General features: G+C 64.2%; 20 protein-coding genes. 8 read left to right on the top strand and 12 right to left on the bottom strand.

Annotation, left to right across the window (positions count from 1 at the left end; genetic code table 11):
• Window positions 1-18 precede the first annotated feature (18 nt).
• Window positions 19-1404, top strand: coding sequence for a M1 family metallopeptidase (locus tag V9L18_RS13455; protein ID WP_337347667.1), 1386 nt, complete (start codon window positions 19-21; stop codon window positions 1402-1404).
• Between the two features lie 13 nt (window positions 1405-1417).
• Here the strand turns inward: V9L18_RS13455 and V9L18_RS13450 are convergent, their stop codons facing one another.
• From V9L18_RS13450 to pheS, 3 genes are read right to left on the bottom strand one after another with little or no spacing between them, the layout of a single operon-like run.
• The gene (locus tag V9L18_RS13450; protein WP_337347666.1) at window positions 1418-2077 is read right to left on the bottom strand and encodes a 4'-phosphopantetheinyl transferase family protein; all 660 of its coding nucleotides are present in this window, start codon (window positions 2075-2077) and stop codon (window positions 1418-1420) included.
• A 9-nt stretch (window positions 2078-2086) separates the two neighbouring features.
• Window positions 2087-4630, bottom strand: a complete 2544-nt coding sequence (pheT, locus tag V9L18_RS13445; protein WP_337347665.1) for a phenylalanine--tRNA ligase subunit beta — start codon at window positions 4628-4630, stop codon at window positions 2087-2089.
• A 2-nt stretch (window positions 4631-4632) separates the two neighbouring features.
• On the bottom strand, window positions 4633-5694 hold the full coding sequence (gene pheS / locus V9L18_RS13440; RefSeq protein WP_337347664.1) for a phenylalanine--tRNA ligase subunit alpha: 1062 nt from the start codon (window positions 5692-5694) through the stop codon (window positions 4633-4635).
• A gap of 227 nt (window positions 5695-5921) precedes the next feature.
• Between pheS and V9L18_RS13435 the strand changes: the two genes are divergently transcribed.
• Window positions 5922-6404 (top strand): hypothetical protein, encoded by a 483-nt coding sequence (locus V9L18_RS13435; protein WP_337347663.1) that lies wholly within the window; start codon window positions 5922-5924, stop codon window positions 6402-6404.
• Between the two features lie 2 nt (window positions 6405-6406).
• Window positions 6407-7048 (top strand): SIMPL domain-containing protein, encoded by a 642-nt coding sequence (locus tag V9L18_RS13430; protein ID WP_337347662.1) that lies wholly within the window; start codon window positions 6407-6409, stop codon window positions 7046-7048.
• A 71-nt stretch (window positions 7049-7119) separates the two neighbouring features.
• Here V9L18_RS13430 and V9L18_RS13425 read toward each other — a convergent pair whose 3' ends face one another.
• The 3 genes from V9L18_RS13425 to V9L18_RS13415 all read right to left on the bottom strand — a co-directional run bounded on the left by V9L18_RS13425 (window position 7120) and on the right by V9L18_RS13415 (window position 10705).
• The gene (locus tag V9L18_RS13425) at window positions 7120-8457 is read right to left on the bottom strand and encodes an MFS transporter (protein WP_337347661.1); all 1338 of its coding nucleotides are present in this window, start codon (window positions 8455-8457) and stop codon (window positions 7120-7122) included.
• Window positions 8458-8568: 111 nt separating this feature from the next.
• On the bottom strand, window positions 8569-9582 hold the full coding sequence (locus V9L18_RS13420; protein WP_337347660.1) for a PDR/VanB family oxidoreductase: 1014 nt from the start codon (window positions 9580-9582) through the stop codon (window positions 8569-8571).
• A 28-nt stretch (window positions 9583-9610) separates the two neighbouring features.
• A complete protein-coding gene (locus V9L18_RS13415; RefSeq protein WP_337347659.1) occupies window positions 9611-10705 on the bottom strand; it encodes an aromatic ring-hydroxylating dioxygenase subunit alpha in 1095 nt (364 codons plus the stop codon).
• 160 nt (window positions 10706-10865) lie between these two features.
• Here V9L18_RS13415 and V9L18_RS13410 point away from each other — a divergent pair, with 160 nt between their 5' ends.
• Window positions 10866-11465 (top strand): PadR family transcriptional regulator, encoded by a 600-nt coding sequence (locus tag V9L18_RS13410; RefSeq protein ID WP_337347658.1) that lies wholly within the window; start codon window positions 10866-10868, stop codon window positions 11463-11465.
• Between the two features lie 81 nt (window positions 11466-11546).
• Complete coding sequence (locus V9L18_RS13405; RefSeq protein ID WP_337347657.1) at window positions 11547-12677, top strand: Rv2578c family radical SAM protein; 1131 nt, start codon at window positions 11547-11549, stop codon at window positions 12675-12677.
• A 21-nt stretch (window positions 12678-12698) separates the two neighbouring features.
• On the opposite strand, the gene V9L18_RS13400 is transcribed toward V9L18_RS13405, so the two are convergent.
• A complete protein-coding gene (locus tag V9L18_RS13400) occupies window positions 12699-13151 on the bottom strand; it encodes a (deoxy)nucleoside triphosphate pyrophosphohydrolase (protein ID WP_337347656.1) in 453 nt (150 codons plus the stop codon).
• A gap of 81 nt (window positions 13152-13232) precedes the next feature.
• On the opposite strand from V9L18_RS13400, the gene V9L18_RS13395 reads away from it, so the two are divergent.
• Window positions 13233-14441: an MFS transporter gene (locus V9L18_RS13395; RefSeq protein WP_337347655.1), complete on the top strand. Its 1209-nt coding sequence runs from the start codon at window positions 13233-13235 to the stop codon at window positions 14439-14441.
• A 48-nt stretch (window positions 14442-14489) separates the two neighbouring features.
• On the opposite strand, the gene V9L18_RS13390 is transcribed toward V9L18_RS13395, so the two are convergent.
• Entirely contained in the window at window positions 14490-15467 is a 978-nt protein-coding gene (locus V9L18_RS13390; protein ID WP_337347654.1) for a cation diffusion facilitator family transporter, read from the bottom strand.
• 204 nt (window positions 15468-15671) lie between these two features.
• On the opposite strand from V9L18_RS13390, the gene V9L18_RS13385 reads away from it, so the two are divergent.
• Window positions 15672-15947 (top strand): GlsB/YeaQ/YmgE family stress response membrane protein, encoded by a 276-nt coding sequence (locus V9L18_RS13385; RefSeq protein WP_337347653.1) that lies wholly within the window; start codon window positions 15672-15674, stop codon window positions 15945-15947.
• 106 nt (window positions 15948-16053) lie between these two features.
• Here V9L18_RS13385 and V9L18_RS13380 read toward each other — a convergent pair whose 3' ends face one another.
• The 4 genes from V9L18_RS13380 to infC form a co-directional block, all read right to left on the bottom strand.
• Entirely contained in the window at window positions 16054-16986 is a 933-nt protein-coding gene (locus V9L18_RS13380; protein ID WP_337347652.1) for a TrmH family RNA methyltransferase, read from the bottom strand.
• Window positions 16987-17043: 57 nt separating this feature from the next.
• The gene (gene rplT, locus V9L18_RS13375) at window positions 17044-17508 is read right to left on the bottom strand and encodes a 50S ribosomal protein L20 (RefSeq protein WP_337347651.1); all 465 of its coding nucleotides are present in this window, start codon (window positions 17506-17508) and stop codon (window positions 17044-17046) included.
• A gap of 116 nt (window positions 17509-17624) precedes the next feature.
• Window positions 17625-17819, bottom strand: coding sequence for a 50S ribosomal protein L35 (gene rpmI, locus V9L18_RS13370; protein ID WP_009358635.1), 195 nt, complete (start codon window positions 17817-17819; stop codon window positions 17625-17627).
• A gap of 116 nt (window positions 17820-17935) precedes the next feature.
• Entirely contained in the window at window positions 17936-18958 is a 1023-nt protein-coding gene (gene infC / locus V9L18_RS13365) for a translation initiation factor IF-3 (RefSeq protein ID WP_337347650.1), read from the bottom strand.
• A gap of 386 nt (window positions 18959-19344) precedes the next feature.
• Here infC and V9L18_RS13360 point away from each other — a divergent pair, with 386 nt between their 5' ends.
• Complete coding sequence (locus V9L18_RS13360; protein WP_310166219.1) at window positions 19345-19731, top strand: DUF1844 domain-containing protein; 387 nt, start codon at window positions 19345-19347, stop codon at window positions 19729-19731.
• Window positions 19732-19857 lie beyond the last annotated feature (126 nt).

The following is a 19857-nucleotide window of genomic DNA, read 5'->3' as shown; positions in this document are numbered from 1 at the left end:
AAATTGAGGCCCGTCCCCATGAGTTTCACAGAACCAGCAAGCTCCGAAGCCGCCGTGGGAACGGCCGAGGCCGGCTTGCGGTCCGACCGCTATATGCCGGGCCATGGCACCAATGCCTACAGCGTTTCGCGGTATGAACTGGACCTGGATTACCGGCTGTCTGCCAACCGGCTCAACGGCCGGGCCGTCCTCCACGCCACAGCCGCACGCCAGGCGTCCGCCGTCGTCCTGGACTTTGTGGGCCTCCGGGCCACCAAGGTGCAGTTCAACGGGCGCCGGGTCCGGCGTTTTGTCCAGCGCGCCGAACAACTGGTGGTGCATCTCGAGGCCGATCTCGCCCCGGGAGACACCTTCCTGCTGGACATACGCTACGAAGGCAACCCCTCGCCCCGCCGCGGGCTGTGGGGTGAAGTGGGCTGGGAAGAGCTTACCGACGGCGTGCTGGTGGCCGGTCAGCCCAACGGCGCCCCCTCCTGGTTTCCGTGCAATGACCACCCGCGGAACAAGGCAAGCTACCGGATTACCGTAACCACCGATGCCAATTACCGTGCCGTCTGCAACGGCCGGCTGGTGGGGCACAGCATCAGGGCCAGCCGCGAAACGTGGACCTATGAGCAGGAAGAGCCGATGGCCACGTACCTGGCCACAGTGCAGATCGGCCGGTACGGGTCCCTGATCCTGGACCCCGGGGACACGCCCGGCGGTGTGCTGCAGTCGGCGGCTGTTCCGGCAGGCCTGGCCAGCACGGCCCTGCAGGGGCTGCGCCTGCAGCCGGAGATGATGCGCACGTTTGTCAATTGCTTTGGGCCCTACCCGTTCGCCGAGTACACAGTTGTGGTTGCCGACGATGTCCTGGAGATCCCGCTGGAGGCCCAGACCCTGTCCATCCTGGGGCGGAACCACCTCAGCCCGGACTGGGATTCCCAGCGCCTGATCGCCCATGAGCTCTCACATCAGTGGTTCGGGAATTCGCTGACCGCCAGCGGGTGGAGCGACATCTGGCTGCATGAGGGTTTTGCCTGCTACGCGGAGTGGATCTGGTCAGAAGCCGCCGGCCTGATGACCGCAGGCGACCGGGCGGCAGCCGCCTGGCGCAGGCTCTCCTCCGCGGGCCAGGACCTGGTGATCGGGGATCCCGGTCCGGAGCTGATGTTCGATGACCGCGTCTACAAGCGGGGGGCCCTGGCATTGCACGCACTGCGGCTGCGGTGCGGTGACCTGGCTTTCTTTGCGCTACTGCAGGAATGGACCCGGACCCACCAGCACGGTTCGGTGTCCACCGCGGAGTTCATCCTGATGGCGGACCGGGTAGCGGGCCTCGACTCCGAGACGCTGCTGCACCCTTGGCTGTTTGAGGAGGCCCTGCCGCCGCTGCCCATGCGCGGGCGGCACGCCTCCGGCTAGCGGAACGGCCCGACTACCCGTCGAGGGCAACAGCGGCAACAAATGCCCCGGGCAAGCCTGTGTCCGCCGGGTCGAGGTCTGTGATCCCGGGTTTGTCGAGAACGTCGACGGCGCCCGGGTCCGCCCGGAGTCCTTCGCCGGTCATTTTGAGCCAGGCCTCTTTCCGGGCCCAGAGCCGGGCACGTTCACGCAGCAGTCCCGGCCCGGACAGATTTCCGACGGCGCGCCGTTCAGCGGCGCTGAGCGCCACGGCGTCGAAACCGTCAAAGTCCAGCCGCGAGGGATCTTCGGCATCCACACCCAGCCGCATACCGGCAACTCGTGCCGGCAGCCCTGCCAGGAGGATCCACTGTTGCGTCCGCGCCATGCTCAGCAGCAGCGGCAACGGCTCTCCCCTGTAGGTGTAGCCAGGCCTGCCGTGGGCTAGGTCGGGTCCGGAGCCGCAGCGAAGACAGGAATATCGCACCTCAAGATCACCCGCCTGCAGTTCCAGCAGGTCCGCGGCGAAACGGCGCAGGGCCACCCGGCCCGCGACAAAGCGTGTCCGTGCACGGGGCTCCAGGGACGCCGCCCGGGCGGCCTCCACGGGTTCGAGCAGCTGCGCGTCTGAGTCCGGACCGTCCGCGTGGGGGCCGCGGAGATCCACGGCCTGCAGGACGAGCCCGGACTCCACGTCAGTCAGCTAGCGCTGGACGGCACCGAAGCGCTCGGCGGCCAGGGCCACCGCGCTTTCGCGTGCGGCCGACGCCTCGTCGGCCGTCAGCGTGCGGTCCGTCGCACGGAAACGCAGGCCGAAGGCCAGCGACTTCTTGCCTTCCTCAATGCCCTTCCCGACGTAGACGTCGAACAGCGCGACATCCTCCAGCAACTCCCCGGCTCCCTCCCGGAGCGCCTCAAGGACGTGGTCCGCCGGAATGTCCCTAGGCACTACCAGCGCCACATCCTGGGTAGCCACGGGGAACGTGGAGATATGGCGGGCCACAATGACGTCGGCTGCGGCTTCGAAGAGGGCGTCGGCGTTGAATTCCAGCGCCACCGAGCGGGCCGGCATGTCATGCGCGGCAAGAAGCTTCGGGTGCAGCTCGCCGGCGTAACCCACCACTTCGCCGGTCCGCAGCGAAAGCTGCGCGGCACGGCCGGGGTGGAACGCCTGGTGCGCACCCTGGCTGACCACGATTTCGACGCCCAGGACGTCCCCGGCAAGCCGGGCGATGTCCAGCGCGTCCGACCAGTCCCACATGCGGGGGGTGTGGCCCGCAGCCGCCGGTGAATCGTGGCCCGTCAGGACGGCGGCGACGTACAGCGGCTGGTCCGGCACGCCGTCGTACAGTGCATCCAGCACCTCGTCGGCAGGCTTGACGCCCAGCGGCGGGATGGAGGCAGTACCCACGGTGTCGCCGGGCAGGAAAACGAGGCCCGACTCAAAGAGCGCCAGGTCCCGGAAGCCGCGGGAGTGGTTCCGCTTGGCAACCTCAATGAGCCCGGGAAGGATGGAGGTCCGCAGGTAGCCCTGTTCCTCGCTGATCGGGTTGGCCAGCTTAACCGCGCTGCGGTCGGCGCCCTGTTCCGCGACGCCGAACGTGTCGTTGGCGGCCTTGGAGACAAACGGGTAGGCCAGCACTTCGGTCAGACCGGCATCGGCCAATGCCTGGATGAGTCGACGGCGCTGCTGCTGCACACGGGTCAGCCCTCGTCCCGGAGGTGCCACCGGAAGGGTGGCGGGGATGTTGTCGTACCCCACCAGCCGGGCGATTTCCTCGGAGAGGTCCTCTTTGGTTTCCAGGTCGTTGCGCCAGCTGGGGGCGGTAACGGTCCATCCGCCGTCGGCCTTTTCGACTACTGCACCAAGATCCACCAGCGAGGTGGTGATCTGCTCTTCGGTGAAGTCGATGCCGATCCGCTGGGCGGGGAACGCCGCAGGCAAGGCGATGGTCACCGCGTCCGGCGCGGTCCCGACGTCGGTCCCGGCCTCGTCGGCGACGCCGCCGGCAAGTTCCACGAGCAGGTCAACAACACGCTGGGCGGCAATGCCGGCAACCTGCCAGTCCACGCCGCGTTCGAAGCGCTTGGACGCTTCGGACGGCAGCTTATGGCGGCGGCGCGAGCGTCCAATGGACACCTCGTCGAAGTGTGCCGCTTCAACCAGGACGTTCGACGTCGAATCGCTCACCTCGGTGGCGGCGCCGCCCATCACGCCGGCGATGCCGATCGCGCCGGAACCATCGGTGATGAGGAGGTCCTCGACGTCGAGCGTGCGCTCTTTATCGTCCAGGGTGGTGATCTTCTCCCCCGCCACCGCACGGCGCACCACGATGTCGCCGGAAAGCTTGTCCAGGTCGTAGCAGTGCGTGGGCTGGCCGAGCTCCAGCATGACGTAATTGGAGATGTCCACAGGCAGCGAGATGGACCGGATGCCAGCCAGCCGCAACCGGGAGGTCATCCACGGGGGCGTGGGCCTGGTGGCGTCGACGCCACGGACAGTCCGGGCCACGAAGCGGTCACAGCCGGGCTTGCCGTAGATGGGAGCGTCGTCGTTGAGCTTGACGCCGTAGCCGCCGGAGAGCTCGGCCGGTGCCTGGACCTTGGAGGCCGGGTCCGTGAAGGAGGTTCCGGTGGCGTGCGCGTATTCACGGGCTACACCGCGGATGGAGAACGCGTAACCACGGTCCGGGGTCACGTTGATCTCGGCCGCCTCGTCGTAGAGGCCCAGCAGGTCCATCGCGTCGGTGCCGATTTCGGGATCCAGTCCGATCCGGGACAGGACCAGAATGCCGTCGTGGTCCTCGCCGATGCCCAGCTCCCGGACAGAGGCGATCATTCCGGCGGACAGGTGGCCGTACGTCTTCCGGGCGGAGATGCGGAAGTCTCCCGGCAGGACGGCGCCGGGGAGCGTGACCACCACTTTGTCGCCCTCCACGAAGTTGTGGGCGCCGCAGATGATCCCCTGCACGCCGGACGGATCGATACCCTCGCCGGACAGGGATTGCTCCTGCCCTTCGGGGACCACGCGGACCTGGCACCAGTTGATGGTCTTGCCGTTCGTCTGGGGTTCCTTGACGATGCTCAGGACCTGGCCCACCACAATGGGACCCTGCAGGGTGTCCGTGGGCCGATGGACTTCTTCTTCTTCAAAGCCGACCTTGACCAGTTCGGCCATGACGTCTTCGGCCGTTGCTCCGGCCGGTACCGCTGCGAATTCCCGCAGCCAGGAAAGTGGGATACGCACTGTTAGATCTCCATCCCGAAGTGCTCGCTGAAACGTACATCGCCTTCGATCATGTCGCGCATGTCGCCCACTTCGTTGCGGAACATCAGTGTGCGCTCGATGCCCATGCCAAAGGCAAAACCTGAATAGGCGTCCGGGTCGATGCCGGCGGCCCGGAGGACGTTCGGGTTGACCATGCCGCAGCCGCCCCATTCGATCCACCGTGGGCCGCCCTTGGCGCCAGGGTGCCAGATGTCCAGTTCGGCTGAGGGCTCGGTAAAGGGAAAGTAGTTGGGGCGCAGCCGGATCTGGGCTTCGTCGCCAAACATCTGCCGGGCGAAGTGCTCCAACGTTCCGCGGAGGTCAGCCATGCTGAGGTTCTTATCGATGGCCAGGCCCTCGAACTGATGGAACACCGGGGTGTGGGTGGCATCGAGTTCATCGGTCCGGAACACCTTGCCCGGACACAGCACGTAGATGGGTACGTCGCGCTCCAGCATGGAGCGGACCTGCACCGGGGAGGTGTGGGTGCGCATCAGCAGGTGGGCCTCGGGAGGCTCCACAAAGAACGTGTCCTGCATTTCACGCGCCGGGTGGTCCGGCTTGAAGTTCAACGCGTCGAAGTTGAACCACTCGGATTCCACCTCGGGGCCTTCGGCAATTTCCCAACCCATGCCCACGAAGATGTCCGCCACGCGGTCCTGCAGCGTGGACAGCGGGTGCCGGGCTCCGGCCCGACGACGGCGCGGCGCGGCGGTGACATCAACTGTTTCTTCCAGCAGGATCCGCGCGTCGTTTTCGGCTTCCAGCTCGGCCGTGCGGTCCGCGAGCGCTTTGTTCACCCGGCCCCGGGAAGAACCCATCAGTTTGCCGGCCACGGCTTTCTGGTCCTTCGGCAGAGCACCGATTTCCCGGTTGGCCAGGCTGAGCGGTGACTTCTCTCCAGTGTGGGCAAGCCTCACCGCCTTGAGTTCGTCGAGGGAGCCGGCGCCGGCAATGGCGGCGATGGCCTGGTCTACAGCGGCAGTGATGGCGGCTTCATCCGTAGGGTTCGGGATGGCGGCGCCCGGCAAAGTTTCAGTCATCTACTGTTCTTAGCTACGAGTCGGGGCTGACGTATTTCCTCAATGACCAGGGCAGCCCCACACGGTTTCCCGGCAGCGCGTCCGTCACTGGCAGGCCACGAAAGTGAATCCATGCGGCATGAATGCACTCAATGGCCAGGTCAGGACCGCCAGAACATTACCCGTGGGAGTTCTGCCGGCGGCCACTATCCTCCAGTCTAATTGAAGGCTCCGGCTACCATGGCCTCATGACACTGCGGCGGCGCCTGGCAGGAGCACGGCCATTGACGGCAGGCCAGCGGGCGCGGCAAATCGCCAACCTGGCCAACGGCACCACGCTGCTGGGGCTCGGTATTGCCCGGGCTGCGGGAACCGCCATCACCCAAGGTCCACGGGGACTGGTCATAGCTGCCGGTTATCGGTGGAGGCTGCCGCACGCAGGGGCTTTCGCCGTGGGGAATGTGATCATCTGCCGCACCTCCGCTGAACGGCTGGCCTCCAACGCGGCACTTCTGGGCCATGAGGAAAAGCATTGCAGCCAGTACGCCTGCTGCCTGGGATTACCCTTCCTTCCGCTGTATTTCCTGGCCGCCGGCTGGTCGCAGTTCCGGACTGGAAATCCGGGGTCGGCGAACTTCTTCGAAAAGCTGGCCGGCCTGGAGGCCGGCGGCTACGTTGACATCAGGACACCTAGGCCGGCTCCGCACAGTGCCGGTGGAATCGAGGTTTGACCATGGCCGGCGCGAAGACCAGGACCATCACCGTGACGGGAACAGGATCGGCCGAGGCGCCCCCTGACCTGCTGACGATTTCCGTCGGCGTCGAGTGCCGGCGGGACAGCGTGGGTGCTGCCTACGCGGCTGCAGGCACGGCGTCCGCCGCTGTCTCCGGTGTACTCCGGCAGTACGGCGTTGGCGACGCGGACATCCGGACGTCCGGGCTGAACGTCCGGCCGGAGCTGATTTGGCGCGACGGGGAGGGCCAGAAAGTGGCCGGTTATGTGGCGTCGAGCATGCTCACGGTCCGCCTCCGGCAGATGGGCGCTGCCTCCACGGTCATCGCGGACGTGGTTGAGGCCGGCGGCGACGACGTCCGCCTCAACGGCCTGGAGCTCGGCTTCACGGATGAATCCGCTGTGATGTCACGTGCCAGGGAAGCTGCGTGGCAGGATGCCGCGGCTGCGGCCGAACAGTTTGCATCCCTCGCTTCAGCCAGGCTTGGCGCGGTGGTGTCCGTTGCCGAGCACCCCCTCTCATCCGGCCCGGTTCCTGTGGCCAGGCTCGAGCGGGCCGTAGCCACGGACGCCATCAGTGTGGAGGCCGGCCATTCGAGCGTCGGCGCCAGCGTCACCGTGGTGTGGGAACTGCAGGCCTGAAGGCAGTCCGGGACTGCACTGGCTCTCGGCGTCAGGAAGCCGTCAGGAGCCAGTGCAGTTGGCAGATATGGTCAGACTCCGCTGAGTTCCTCCAATGACGCTTCCTTCGCCACTGGCTCTTTGGACCGGATCATTCCAACAGCGACAGCGCTGATAAGTACTACGGCACCGACGGCGAGGTATAGCTGCACGGCGGACCACGACGCGTCGAGGAGGGCGCCTGTGATCAGCGGGGCAAGGATGGCCCCGATACGTCCGACGCCGATACCCCAGCCGACGCCTGTGCTGCGGGCGGACGCGGGGTAGAGGGAAGGAGCAAGTGTGTAGAGTCCGGCGATGCAGCCGTTGATCAGCACACCCACCAGTATGCCTGCGCCAAAAGCGAGCATGAGCACAGAAGCGGCCGAAATAAAGACGACCATCATGATGGCCGAGAGAACGGTAAAGACCACAAGGACAATTTTGCTGTTCCACCGGGTGGCTATCACGCCGTACAGGAGGGCTCCGAAAATTCCGCCCAAGGTGAGCATCAACCCGCCGGTGATGCCTTGGCTCTCGGTCATGCCGGCGCTGACCAGGAGACGGGGAGTCCAGCTGTTGACGAAGTAGAAGCCGAACATTGTGGCGAAGAAGGCCAACCAGAGCAGCAGCGTGGAACGCCGGTTGGCGGGCGACATGAGGTCGGAGACGGGATTTGGCTTCTTCCTGGCCGGGACAGCAACGTCCTGCAGGACGGCGAGTTCGGGGTGGCCCGTTTTGCGTGCAATTCGATTGAGCCGGTCCAAGACGTTGCGGGGCCGCTTGGTCACGAGGAAGTCGACAGACTCAGGGAGCACGAACAGCAGCAATACCAGGATGCTGAGCGTGCTGATACCGCCGAAAACAAAGACGGAACGCCAGCCGTACTGGCTCTGGAGGTAGACGGCGACGGCACCTCCGAGAGTTGCGCCGACGCCGTAGCCGGCCGTATAGATCCCAATGCTCAGACCCCGGCGCTGCTTAGAGGAGTATTCGCTGGCGATGACGTTGGTGCAGGCCAGGATACAACCCACACCCAGGCCCGTCAGAAAGCGCCAGATGCCCAACTGCAGCATGTCTGCGGCCGTGGCTGCCAGCACCATGCCAAGGCCAGCCACTCCGACGGCAGCCAGAATCATCGGCCGCCGTCCGATGACGTCAGCGATGGGGGCGAGGCAGAGGGATCCAATGGCCATGCCTACGAGGCCCGCGCTCAAGAGGACACCCAGTTCGGAGCCCGTAAGGCCAAATTCCTTGGTGACACCGTTGGCCGTGAAAGCCATTGCCAGGACGTCGAAGCCGTCCAGGGCGTTGAGCAGCACGCACATCCCGATGATCAACCATTGGTATGGCGACATCCGGGACCTGTCGATACGTTCGCGTAGATCCATCTTGTATTCCTTGGAGTCAGGAGTTCCCTAGTGGGAGCTGGTTCTGTTGAGGGCGGCGGAGATGTCCGCAACCCGTTTGAGTTGATGCACGAAGTGCCGAAGCAGGCGCGATCAGGAGACGTCGATCGTGACGACCGCCAATGACGCGGAGGCTGCAGCGTCCTCCCGGTAGCCCGTGGCAGAGGTGACGGCGCGCGAGACACAGCAGCACATTTTGCGGGCAGCATGTTGCTGGCGTTCGCTGTAGAAGACGTCGCGATGATCCACGACGCCCTTCAAATCCAGAATGCGAACCTCACACAGTCCGCATTCGCCCTTGCGGCAGTCGAACATCATGTCCACTCCGGCGTCCTCCAGCGCCTCGAGCATGGAGCGGCCCTGCCCCACTTTCGCCTCAACTCCCAGCCGCGGAATACGGACCAGGAACTCCTCGGGGTCGTACCACCCGGAGTTGCCAAAGGTTTCGTAGCGCAGATTCGGCATGTTGAGTTCCCGCTCGGCCCAAGCCCGGCGCACAGCATCCATCAGCCGGATGGGCCCGCACATGTACAGTTCTGTTTCCATATCGAGGCCGGCAACCATGGCTGTGACGTCCAGGCTGCCACCGTCGTCGTCAACGTGGATCTGCAACCGGTCCCCGTGGAGATCCCGCAAATCCTGCAGGTAGGCCATCGCGGGTACCGTCCGGCCGGCGTAGACCAGGGTGTAGTCGGCTTTGACATTTCGAAGCACCGTGGCCATCTGCATAATGGCCGTAATCCCAATTCCCCCGGCCAGGAGGACGTATCGCTTGGCCCCGACGCGCAGTGGAAAATTCTGCAGCGGTTGGGTGATTCGAAGTGTGTCGCCGGGCTTCAGCGCGTGCATGAAGATGGATCCGCCTCGCGAAACGGGGGTTTTGAAGACGCTTATGGCCAATCTCTTCCCGCCATCAATGGATTCAACGACCGAGTAGGAGCGCTTCTCCGTCGCCCCGTTGATCATCACGCTGAGATCGATGTGCGATCCGGGCTCTGCATGCTTCGGCTCGGCCGGTTCCAGCTCAATCCGGCGGATGCCTGTGGCCACGTCCAAGACAGCCACGACCGTCGCCGACTGCCAGATTTCGTTGTTGGTTGCTGCCATGGTGTTTCCCCTTGAAGTCCGTGGTCGCTCAGAGTGCCGCCACCATGCGGCCCTCTGCCTGGAGCATCCGTTCAATCATCCTGCGGACCCACATGCCGCCAGCGTCGATATTCAGGCTGTAGAACTCGAAATCCGGGTTGGCGTCAATGGCAGCCTGCTGAGCGGCCAGCATTGCTTCATCCTCACCGAACACGCCATGCACGGCGTTGCGAAGCTGCGTGGTGATGAGCTGGCTGTCCAGGCAGTAGTTGCGCATGAAGGCCCAGAAGTAGTGGCAGGACTTTGATGTCTCCGGGCTGATGGTGTTCATGACATAACCGTTGACGCCCTGGCTGCGGTCGCCATCCCGGGCGCCTGTGCCGGCCTTGGCAACGCCGACGTCAATGCGAATGGTCGAGGGCGCCTCAAAGCGAATGATCTGCCAACGGTCCACCTTGCCTTCGAAGCCTGGGAACTTGTCACGCAGGTTCTTGAGCCAGAACGGCGGGGCCTCGATATCGAGCATCCATCGGGAGACGGTTACCGTCCGGTCGTCGTGCGTGACCACAAACTCTGATTCGCTCAGCTCTTCCTGGCCGATGCTGGAGGCGTGGACAAATTCCTCGTGTGTAAGGTCCATGAGGTTGTCCAGGACCAGCTGGTAGTTGCACGGAGCAAAGATCGTCTCCCCATCGCCAGCCCAGTCCGGGCTGTCCATTTGGTGCATATCGGGAACAAGGCCCGGATCCGCTTGGGTTGGGTCGCCCAGCCAGACCCACACAAAACGATGGCGCTGCACTACCGGGAAGGAAGGCACCGTGGCCGAGGGGTTGATGCTCTCCTGGGCCGGCATCGACGTACAGCGGCCCGCCGAGTTATAGCGGATGCCGTGATACGGACACTGGATCTCATCCCTGCCCACTACTTTGCCCATGGAGAGCGGGGCCAGTCTGTGCCAGCAAGCGTCGGCCAGTGCGACGGCCTGGCCGTCCTCCGTCCGGTAGAGGGCCAAGGGGCGGTCGGCGATCCGGCGGGCCAAGGGCTTCCGGGTTACCTGGTGGTCCCAGGCGGCAACGTACCAGGCGTTCAAGGGATAGCCCAGGACTTTGTTGGTGGTGGAACCAGTGGATTGGAGCACAGTCATCTTTGACCTCTTTCGGGGGCTGGCAAACATCTGCTGCGGGGTCACATGCTGATGTGGGAGCAGTTCTCTGAGTGCAACTATCTATCTACATAGATGGTGGCTTGGGTCACACACTATCTATAGATATAGTTAGTTGACAAGACCTCGAAAGGAATTCCCCATGAGTCTTCGCTACGCGCTTTTGGCATTGCTCACCGTCGAGCCAATGACCGGTTACGACCTGGCCAAACGGTTCGAGTCCTCCGTTGCTTTCGTCTGGCACGCTCCGGACTCGCAGATCTACCCCGAACTACGGAAGATGGCTAAGGAGGCCCTGCTCGAGGCGGAGGAAATCTCCTGGGGACCCAACGGGAAGAAGACGCAATACCGCATCACGTCCGAAGGCCGCGACGCCTTCCGGCAGTGGATGAACACACCCTTGGAGTACTCCCGCGAGCGCGATCCGGTCCACCTCAAGGCCGCCTACCTGGAGTGGGCCGAGCCAAGCGCGGCCAGGCAGCACATGCAGGCCCATATCGATTACCACACGATGCGGCGGGCTCAGTGGACCGGAATGATCGCAGAGTTGCGCGGAGCCACCAATGAAATGCTGAACAAGAGGTTGGCAGCAACCCCCGAGCAGGACCGTAGACGCACTTTGGAGTACAAGATCTTCACCTATGAGGGGCTGATCGCCAGGGCGGAGACGGAGATCGAATGGGGCAAGCAGGGACTCCGGCTCATCGATTCATTCCCCGCACCTTCACAGCAGGGGACCTGATTCAGGCTGACTCAACTCTTTTCGGCTCGCCGTACCGCACCCATCCTTGACTTAAGTTCGAACATATCTTCGAATAGAGGCATGAGATGGGATGCACAAGCACTGATGCCGCGGCCCGGCAATGACGCCGGAAGGGTGGCATCACCGGCCCTGCTCCCCCTCGCCGGATTGGTCCGTTCGGTCACCACTCCCGAGTTCGCCGGCATCACCTTCCATGAGGTCACTGCCAAATCGGTGCTCAACAAGGTGGTTGCCGGTTCAAGGATGCCGTTCGAGTGGACGGTGAACCCGTACCGTGGCTGCAGCCATGCCTGCGTCTATTGTTTTGCACGCAAGAGCCACACGTATCTCGATTTCGACGCCGGCCTCGATTTCGACAGCCAAGTGGTGGTCAAGGTCAATGCCGCAGAAGTCCTCCGGAAAGAGTTGGCCAAGCCTTCCTGGGGCCGCCATCAGGTGGCCCTCGGCACCAACACCGACCCCTATCAGCGTGCGGAGGGCCGTTACCAGCTCATGCCGGGCATCATCACCGCATTGGCGGACTCCGGCACCCCGCTGTCCATCCTCACGAAGGGGACGCTGCTGGCCCGCGACATTCCGCTGTTGAAGAGGGCTGCCGCCCAGGTGCCGGTGGGTGTCGGCATCTCGCTTGCCATGACGGACGAAGCATTGTCTGAGGCCGTGGAGCCGGGGACTCCAGGCCCGAGGGCAAGGCTGAAACTCGTCTCCCGGCTACGCGATGCCGGGCTCCCCTGCGGTGTCATGGCCATGCCCATCCTGCCGTGGCTCTCGGACAGTGATGAAGCATTGGATTCCCTGTTCGCTTCCCTGGCTGCCGCGGGAGCTACGGGCGTCACCGCCGGAGCCCTCTACCTGAAGCCGGGCACCCGGGAATGGTTCATGCAGTGGATTGCCAAGAACCACCCGGAGCTGGCTGGCAGGTACCGGCGCCTCTACGGCACGGGATCCTACGCCTCCAAGGAATACCGCGCGTGGCTGGCGGCAAAGGTCCGCTACTTCAAGCAGCGGCATGGCTTTTCAAGCGGCCACGGTTTCAGCCACCGTGACCTTGAGGACGATCCCCGCGGCGAGGAAGCACAGTATCCCGCCGGGAGCATTCCGCCTGCCCACTTTGCCGGTACACAGGAAAAGTCAGCTACAGATTCCCCACCGGCCGCCTCCGGCCTTAAGCAGCAGCCCACGTTGTTCTAGCGAACGCCTGAGGGAAATAGTTCAGCGGGGAGCGCTTGAACCCACGAGCGTGCCCAAGGATTCCAAGAGGGACCGGACAATCGGGAAGTCGGCCGGGATCCACGGAAGGCTGAGAGCTTCGTCACGGTTGGTGGTGCTGATCCACCGCAGCAGGTCGTGGTCTTCGAGCGGCCGGGGCTCGCCGTCGGAAATTTCCGCAAGCCACACCCGCATACTCGCGCGCTCGTTCAGGCGCCAGCCATCGGGCGTTGCGGCGGGCAGTTCCTCCCCGAGGCGGACCTCGACGCCCAGTTCTTCCCTGAGTTCCCGGTGCAGTGCGGCCTCGCTTTGTTCGCCGGCTTCCACTTTCCCGCCGGGGAACTCCCAGAGCCCGGCGAACTGCTCAGGAGCCGTCCGCCTGGCCACCAGCATCCGGGTGGGCTCCGCTAACGAGTCAAGGATTGCGCCGCCAACTACCTGTATCCGTCCAGTCACCCTTCCAGTCTATGGGGGACAATTGATGAGGCGCCCGCGGGCGTGCACCACAATCCACTCCCCTTTCGAAAAAGCAGGCACATGAGCAGCGTCATCCAGTCACCCACCGCCCGGAAGACCCAGTCCCCCGGCATCGCGCCCGCCATCATTTCTCTGGCGATGGGAGGCTTCGGGATCGGCGTGACAGAGTTCACCATGATGGGCCTGCTCAAGGAAGTGGAAGTGGGCCTTGGCATCAGCACGCCGGAAGCCGGACACCTCATTTCTGCCTACGCCCTGGGCGTGGTGGTGGGCGCACCCCTGCTGGCCGCAGTCGGAGCCAAACTGCCGCGGAAACACCTGGCCCTTGGACTGATGCTCTTCTTCAGCCTTGCCAACCTGACCTCGTTCCTGGCCCCGGACTACGGCACCATGTTGGTCTCCCGCTTTGCCGCCGGTCTGCCCCACGGCGCGTTCTTCGGTGTTGCGGCTGTCATCGCCGCGTCGCTCGTGTCGCCCACCCGCCGGGGGTGGGCCATCTCCATGGTGATGGCCGGATTGACTGTCTCCAACGTCGTCGGCGTGCCGCTGGCCACGTGGGTGGGCCAAGCATTCGGCTGGCGCCTGCTGTTTGTCCTGGTGGGGGCCATCGGACTGTTGACCCTGGCGCTGCTCTGGAGGTTCGTGCCATTCCAGGCGGCGCACCCCGATGCCAGCATCCGGCGCGAACTCGGGGCGCTGAAACGGCTTCAGGTCTGGCTGGCCATCCTGATTGGCATTGTCGGCTTCGGGGGCTTTTTCGCCACGTACACCTATATAGCCCACACCATGACATCAGTGGCAGGCATCCCGTCGTCCCTGATCCCGCTGGTGGTCGCACTCTATGGACTGGGCATGGTCGCCGGCAATATCGTGGGTGGCCGGATCGCCGACAGGTCCGTAATGGGAACCATCTACCGGGTGCTGCCCGGCATCGCCGTGGCGCTGGTGGTTTATGCCGTCGCTGCGCAATGGCCGTGGTCCGCGTTTGTCATGGTGTTTGTTGTGGGTGCGGCCGGCTCGATGCTGGTACCGGCACTGCAGACCCGCCTGCTGGATGCTTCCCCGGACGCACCTTCACTCGCTTCCTCCCTCAACCACGCGGCGCTGAACGTCGCCAACGCACTGGGCGCCTTCCTGGGGGGTGTGGTGATCGCCTGGGGCTGGGGCTATGTTGCTCCAGCCCTTGTAGGAGCCGTCCTTGCCATCCTTGGCTTGGGTGTGGCCATCATCAGCGGGCTGCTGGAACGCAAAAAACCGCTGACCGCCTGATCCAGTGAATCGGCGGCCAGCGGCCAAGGGCTATGTCCCATGGCAGACTCAGGCTTTGGCGTCCTGCTCCCCCGCTTTGCCGGCCGGGGCTTCCGATGGCGCTGTGCCCCCGGTGTCCGCACGGTGGAGGTCAGGTTCCAGGTAAATGACGCGGGCGATCGGAACCGCCGCCCGGATCCTTTCCTCTGCTCCATCGATGGCCGCAGCGATGTCACGGCCTGCATCGGCTGCGCCGACGGAAATTTTCGCCGCCACAAGCAGTTCTTCCGGACCAAGGTGGAGGGTCTTCAGGTGGATAACGCGCGTCCCACCAGACTCGATGGCGCGGTGGATTTTGTCGCTGTTATCCTTGCTGGCAGATTCACCCAGCAGCAGCGACTTGGTTTCGAGAGCAAGAACGACGGCGATCAGCACCAGCAGGATGCCGATCATGCCGGTGCCGATGGCGTCCCACACACCGTTGCCGGTCAGGAGGGTGAGCCCCACGCCGAAAAGGGCAAAAATAAGGCCAACCAAGGCGCCGAGGTCCTCGAGCAGGATTACGGGAAGTTCGGGCTGCTTCGCGGTACGCACAAAGCTGACCCAGGTCTGCTTCCCTCGCACGTGGTTCGATTCGATGATTGCGGTGCGGAAGGAAAAGGACTCCGCGATGATTGCGCCCACCAGGACTGCCAGCGGAACCCACCAGAAGGCGCCTTCGATGGCATGCGGGTGCTGCAGTTTCTCCCACGCCTCATAGAGGGCAAAGAGGCCGCCGACGCTGAACAGCACGATGGAAACGATGAAGGCGTAGATGTAGCGCTCGCGCCCGTACCCAAAGGGGTGCTCGGGACTTGCGGCCCGCTTGGCCCGCTTGCCGCCCACCAGCAGCAGGATCTGGTTGCCGGAGTCAGCCAGGGAGTGGATGGCTTCGGCGAGCATCGAGGACGAAAGTGTCAGGATGTATGCGACGAATTTGAGGACGGCGATTGTCAGGTTTGCGGCAAGGGCCGCGACGATCGCCTTGGTACCGCCAGTTGCAGCCACGTGGGCTTCACCTCTTAAGGATTACAGGGCTGGGACAGGAAAAACGCGGCGCCGGCCACGGCTCCGCCCATGAACACCGTACCTGCCGAGGTGTGGGACACGCACCCCTTACGGGCCGTAAGGCTACTGACAATAAGGGGGCTGTGTGTTAGCTTGATGCAATATCGGGAAGATTTCGTCCCGGCGAATAAATAAGGAGGAGACATGGGTTTTCTTGCTTGGATTATTCTCGGCCTCATAGTGGGGGCCATTGTTAAGGCCGTAATGCCCGGCAGAGTGGGCGGCGGCTGGGTCACCAGCCTTGTTCTTGGTGTGGTTGGTGCAATTGTAGGCGGCTGGATTGGCAGCCTGCTCTTCAACAGGGGCGACCTTGCATTCTTTGACCTCGGCACGTGGATCCTCGCCATCGTTGGCGGCCTGGTAGTCGCCGGCGTCTACGGCGCAATCACGGGACGCAGCAAAAGCACGCGCGCACCCTGATTCCCGTCCTACTATTTAGAATTTCACCGCAAGGGCCCCGGATGAACATCCGGGGCCCTGCCATTTAAAGTTGCGGATCGAAAGTCCAGGCCACAGTCCCGCGGGATCAACCCGCTGATGCTGCCGCTGCGGACGATACCGGCAGGCCGCCCTGTTGGGACCGTGCGCTGGCATAAAGGCAGACCGTTGCTGCCGTACCGAGGTTGAGGCTCTCGGCCGCCCCGTAGACAGGCACTGCCACGCGGTGGTCAGCGAGGGCGAGTTCAGCCTCCGAAAGCCCTTGTGCTTCGTTTCCAAACAACCAGGCCGTAGGGCTTTCCAGCGGGTAGGCCGACTCGGCGGCGGACGCACCCAGCCGTCGGGCTGCATTCTCGTCCTGCAGGGTGTCCAGGTTAAGGGTGCCGTAGCCATCCGCGGCCAGCAGCCCTATCCCCCGGGAACGGCACGCCGAGGCAACCTCGTCAATGTCGGCCCCGAGGACCACCGGCAGATGGAACAGGGAACCGGCCGTTGACCGGACGGCTTTGGGGTTGTAGATGTCCACGCTGGCTCCGGTGAGGACCACGGCGTCAGCTCCCGCGGCATCGGCTGCACGCAGCACTGTTCCGGCGTTGCCGGGATCCCGGACCTGGCAGAGGACCGCGATAAGGCGGGGACCGGCGTCGAGCACTTCCTCCAGGCTGACGTCAACAAAGCCGCAAACTGCGATGATGCCCTGGGGATTGACGGTGTCCGCCATGGCGGCCAGCACGTCGTCGGTCGCCAGCCGCGCGGATGTCCCTTCGGCGAGGTCCTCGAACTCCGGGTAGCGGTCGAGGCAAGCTTCGCTGGCAAAGACCTCGTGCACCACTCCCGGCGCGCCGGCGGCCAGCCGCTGCTGGTGGAGGCGCAGGGCTTCGCGTACAGCCTGGGGGCCTTCGGCGAGGAACCGGCCCCGCTTTAAACGGGCCGGGCGCCCGGCAAGCCTTGCCACGTCCCTGACCCGATCAGCTCGGGGGTTTGAGAGTGGAAGGTCTTGCGGGCGCCCGGTTTCGTTCATATAAGAACCTTAGTTGCTGTTCAAGCAGGTTCTCGAACTACCCAGAACGGGAGGCTGTTAGACCGCGGCTTCGTCAGCAGCAGGCTTCTTTGCAGCCTTAGCCTTCGGAGCCTTGGCTGCCTTGGCCTTGGGAGCTTCAGCCTGGACGGCGGGAGCGGACGTGTCTGCGGGCAGGGAGTCCTTGGCAATCTTCACCAGCGCGGCGAAAGCATTGGCGTCGGAGACGGCCAGCTCGGCCAGCATGCGGCGGTCAACCTCGACCTCAGCGGCCTTCAGGCCCTGGATCAGGCGGTTGTAGGTGAGACCGTTGGCGCGGGATGCAGCGTTGATACGCTGGATCCACAGGCGACGGAAGTCGCCCTTCTTCTTCTTACGGTCACCGTAGCTGTACACAAACGAGTGCAGCAGCTGCTCTTTGGCCTTGCGGTACAGGCGTGAACGCTGTCCCCGGTAGCCCTTTGCGCGTTCGAGGATAACCCGGCGCTTCTTGTGGGCGTTTACCGCCCTCTTCACACGTGCCACGTGCGTACTCCTTCAAATCTGATCCCAAGCGTCTACTACCGGAAACCCGGCCGGCCTGAGAAGGCTTTATGGTAGGTGGCTGCTGCCAGGAGGCAGGCGGCCAAAAAACTTGGAAATTAGATGCCGAGCATCTTCCGGATGACCTTGGCGTCGCCCTTGAAGACGATCTTGTCGCCGGCAAGGCGACGGGTCAGCCTGGAGGACTTGTGCTCGAGGTAGTGGCGGCGGTTGGCCTGCTGGCGGCGCAGCTTGCCGCTGCCGGTCAGCTTGAAGCGCTTCTTAGCACCACTGTGGGTCTTCATCTTCGGCATGGGAACCGATCTCCTTACGTATCCGCAGACAGGGTCTGCAGTTCTTTCGTGCAGCCGCCCCTGCGGGCGGCGTGCTGGTTGCTTGCTGCCGGAGGAGAGCCTCCGGCAGCTATGAACTAAGTAGTCTTCTTGCCAGCCGGCTTCGGCGCCGCTTTGGGGGCGGGGCGCGCAGCAGGCTTCGGCGCTGCGGGCCGTGCCACAGGCTTCGGCATCGGGACGGCGGCGGGCTTCGGCGCTGCCGGGGCCGGAACCGCTGCGGCCGGCTTGGCCGCTTCCGGAACCTTTGCTGCAGCGGGCGCCTTGGGGGCTTCCGGAGCCTTGACTGGCGCCGGTGCTGCCTTGGGGGCTGCCGCCTTGGGAGCTTCAGCCTTCGGGGCCTCAACCTTCGGTGCTTCCTGCTTCGGGGCTTCCTGCGGTGCGGCCTCCTTGACGGGAACCTCAGCTGCGGGGGCGGCTTCAGCGGGAGTTTCAACCGGCGCCTCAACCTCGGGTGCCTCGGTCTCGGGCTCCGTGGTGATGGCGAAACCTTCCGGGAGAAGATCAGCCAGTGACTGCGTCAACGGTGCCTGGTCGTCGCCGGAGACGTCGATGCGTCCTGTGGCCTTGGCTTCGTTCTGCGCTTTGGCCTCCGCACGCTGCGTGGCGCGGCGTGCTTCTGCCTTGGCTTCTGCCTTGTTCTTCAGCGGACCCACAACCATGACCATGTTCCGGCCGTCGATGCGGGGGCTGGACTCAACAACGCCAACCTCAGCGACGTCGTCAGCAAAGCGCTGGAGCAGGCGGATGCCCATCTCCGGACGCTGCTGCTCGCGGCCGCGGAACTGGATCATTGCCTTGACTTTGTCACCCGCGCCGAGGAAGCGCAGTGCATGCCCGCGCTTGGTCTCGTAGTCGTGGGTGTCAATCTTCAGGCGGAACCGGATTTCCTTCAGAACTGTGTTCGTCTGGTTCTTCCGGGCTTCACGTGCCTTGACGGCGGCCTCGTACTTGTACTTGCCGAAGTCCATCAGCTTGCACACCGGAGGCTTCGCCTGAGGTGCAACTTCAACGAGATCAAGGTCGGACTCGGCAGCCAAACGCAGGGCATCCTCAATACGGACGATTCCTACCTGTTCACCTGCAGGGCCGACCAGCCGCACCTCGGGGACGCGGATACGCTCATTGATTCTTGGCTCGCTAATGTTAAAGCTCCTGTGATTGTTGTGGGGTATTCCACCGGCAAAATAGAGAAGGCCCCCAATTGCCGGAGCAATCGAAGGCCTCGAAGATCGGATGTGCGGTCCTCCGCGGAGGATGCACGCATCATCCCCGCAAAAGCTGGGTGACGCCCGACCAGGTACCCGGCAACCTTGCTTCCTATGGAAATACTTCCTTCGGGAAAACGGCTGACGCGGGTGGGAGAGGACTCCGCTTGCAAACTGGCTGCCATTCTACAGAAAAAAACCCGCTCAGCGCATCCCAGCGCCGGTGGGGATCATCCATAACAAATAACGACATCCAGTCGGTCTGTGACAAGCTTACCAGTATGAGCACCCCAGACAGTAATTCACACGTTTACCAGGCTGCCGACGCCCAGGGGGACGTCGCCCAGCAAATCCGAGACATCTCCGAAGTTCCGGCCATCGAAGTTATTACCACCGCGGCCGTCCACCTCATGAGCGCAGCCGCAGTGAAGCTTGGCCTCGCTGCCGAGGACAACGCCGAGGAACTCAAGGACCTGGACGAGGCCCGGAAGCTCATCACTGCCCTCGCCGGGCTGGTCACCGCCGCCGCCCCGGAAATCGGGTCCCAGCATGCCGGCCCCTTGCGCGATGGCCTGCGTTCGCTGCAGCTGGCGTTCCGCGAAGAGTCGATCATCCCTGACGCTCCGGGCAAGGGTCCGGGCGAGAAGTACACCGGCGCGGTCAACTGACCAGCGCTCCCCCAAGGATGACGACGGCGGCCGGCGCGCCCAGCGTGTCCACCCCCCCCCCGCGCCCAGAAATCGGGGGCAGAAGCGAGGGAGCGCAGCGACCGGCCAGTCCCCGCCCCGCCGCCC

The organism is Pseudarthrobacter sp. CCNWLW217 (assembly GCF_037203985.1).
Classification (GTDB): Bacteria; Actinomycetota; Actinomycetes; order Actinomycetales; family Micrococcaceae; genus Arthrobacter.
Note: the sequence above shows the minus strand (reverse complement) of the source record. Positions and strands in the feature narration are given on the sequence as shown.

Bases quoted from the DNA above. Each gene is read 5' to 3' on its own strand.
- V9L18_RS13455 (WP_337347667.1), top strand. From the start codon at position 19: ATGAGTTTCACAGAACCAGCAAGCTCCGAAGCCGCCGTGGGAACGGCC.
- pheS (WP_337347664.1), bottom strand. From the start codon at position 5,694: ATGACTGAAACTTTGCCGGGCGCCGCCATCCCGAACCCTACGGATGAA.
- V9L18_RS13435 (WP_337347663.1), top strand. From the start codon at position 5,922: ATGACACTGCGGCGGCGCCTGGCAGGAGCACGGCCATTGACGGCAGGC.
- V9L18_RS13430 (WP_337347662.1), top strand. From the start codon at position 6,407: ATGGCCGGCGCGAAGACCAGGACCATCACCGTGACGGGAACAGGATCG.
- V9L18_RS13425 (WP_337347661.1), bottom strand. From the start codon at position 8,457: ATGGATCTACGCGAACGTATCGACAGGTCCCGGATGTCGCCATACCAA.
- V9L18_RS13420 (WP_337347660.1), bottom strand. From the start codon at position 9,582: ATGGCAGCAACCAACAACGAAATCTGGCAGTCGGCGACGGTCGTGGCT.
- V9L18_RS13415 (WP_337347659.1), bottom strand. From the start codon at position 10,705: ATGACTGTGCTCCAATCCACTGGTTCCACCACCAACAAAGTCCTGGGC.
- V9L18_RS13410 (WP_337347658.1), top strand. From the start codon at position 10,866: ATGAGTCTTCGCTACGCGCTTTTGGCATTGCTCACCGTCGAGCCAATG.
- V9L18_RS13405 (WP_337347657.1), top strand. From the start codon at position 11,547: ATGAGATGGGATGCACAAGCACTGATGCCGCGGCCCGGCAATGACGCC.
- V9L18_RS13395 (WP_337347655.1), top strand. From the start codon at position 13,233: ATGAGCAGCGTCATCCAGTCACCCACCGCCCGGAAGACCCAGTCCCCC.
- V9L18_RS13385 (WP_337347653.1), top strand. From the start codon at position 15,672: ATGGGTTTTCTTGCTTGGATTATTCTCGGCCTCATAGTGGGGGCCATT.
- V9L18_RS13380 (WP_337347652.1), bottom strand. From the start codon at position 16,986: ATGAACGAAACCGGGCGCCCGCAAGACCTTCCACTCTCAAACCCCCGA.
- rpmI (WP_009358635.1), bottom strand. From the start codon at position 17,819: ATGCCGAAGATGAAGACCCACAGTGGTGCTAAGAAGCGCTTCAAGCTG.
- V9L18_RS13360 (WP_310166219.1), top strand. From the start codon at position 19,345: ATGAGCACCCCAGACAGTAATTCACACGTTTACCAGGCTGCCGACGCC.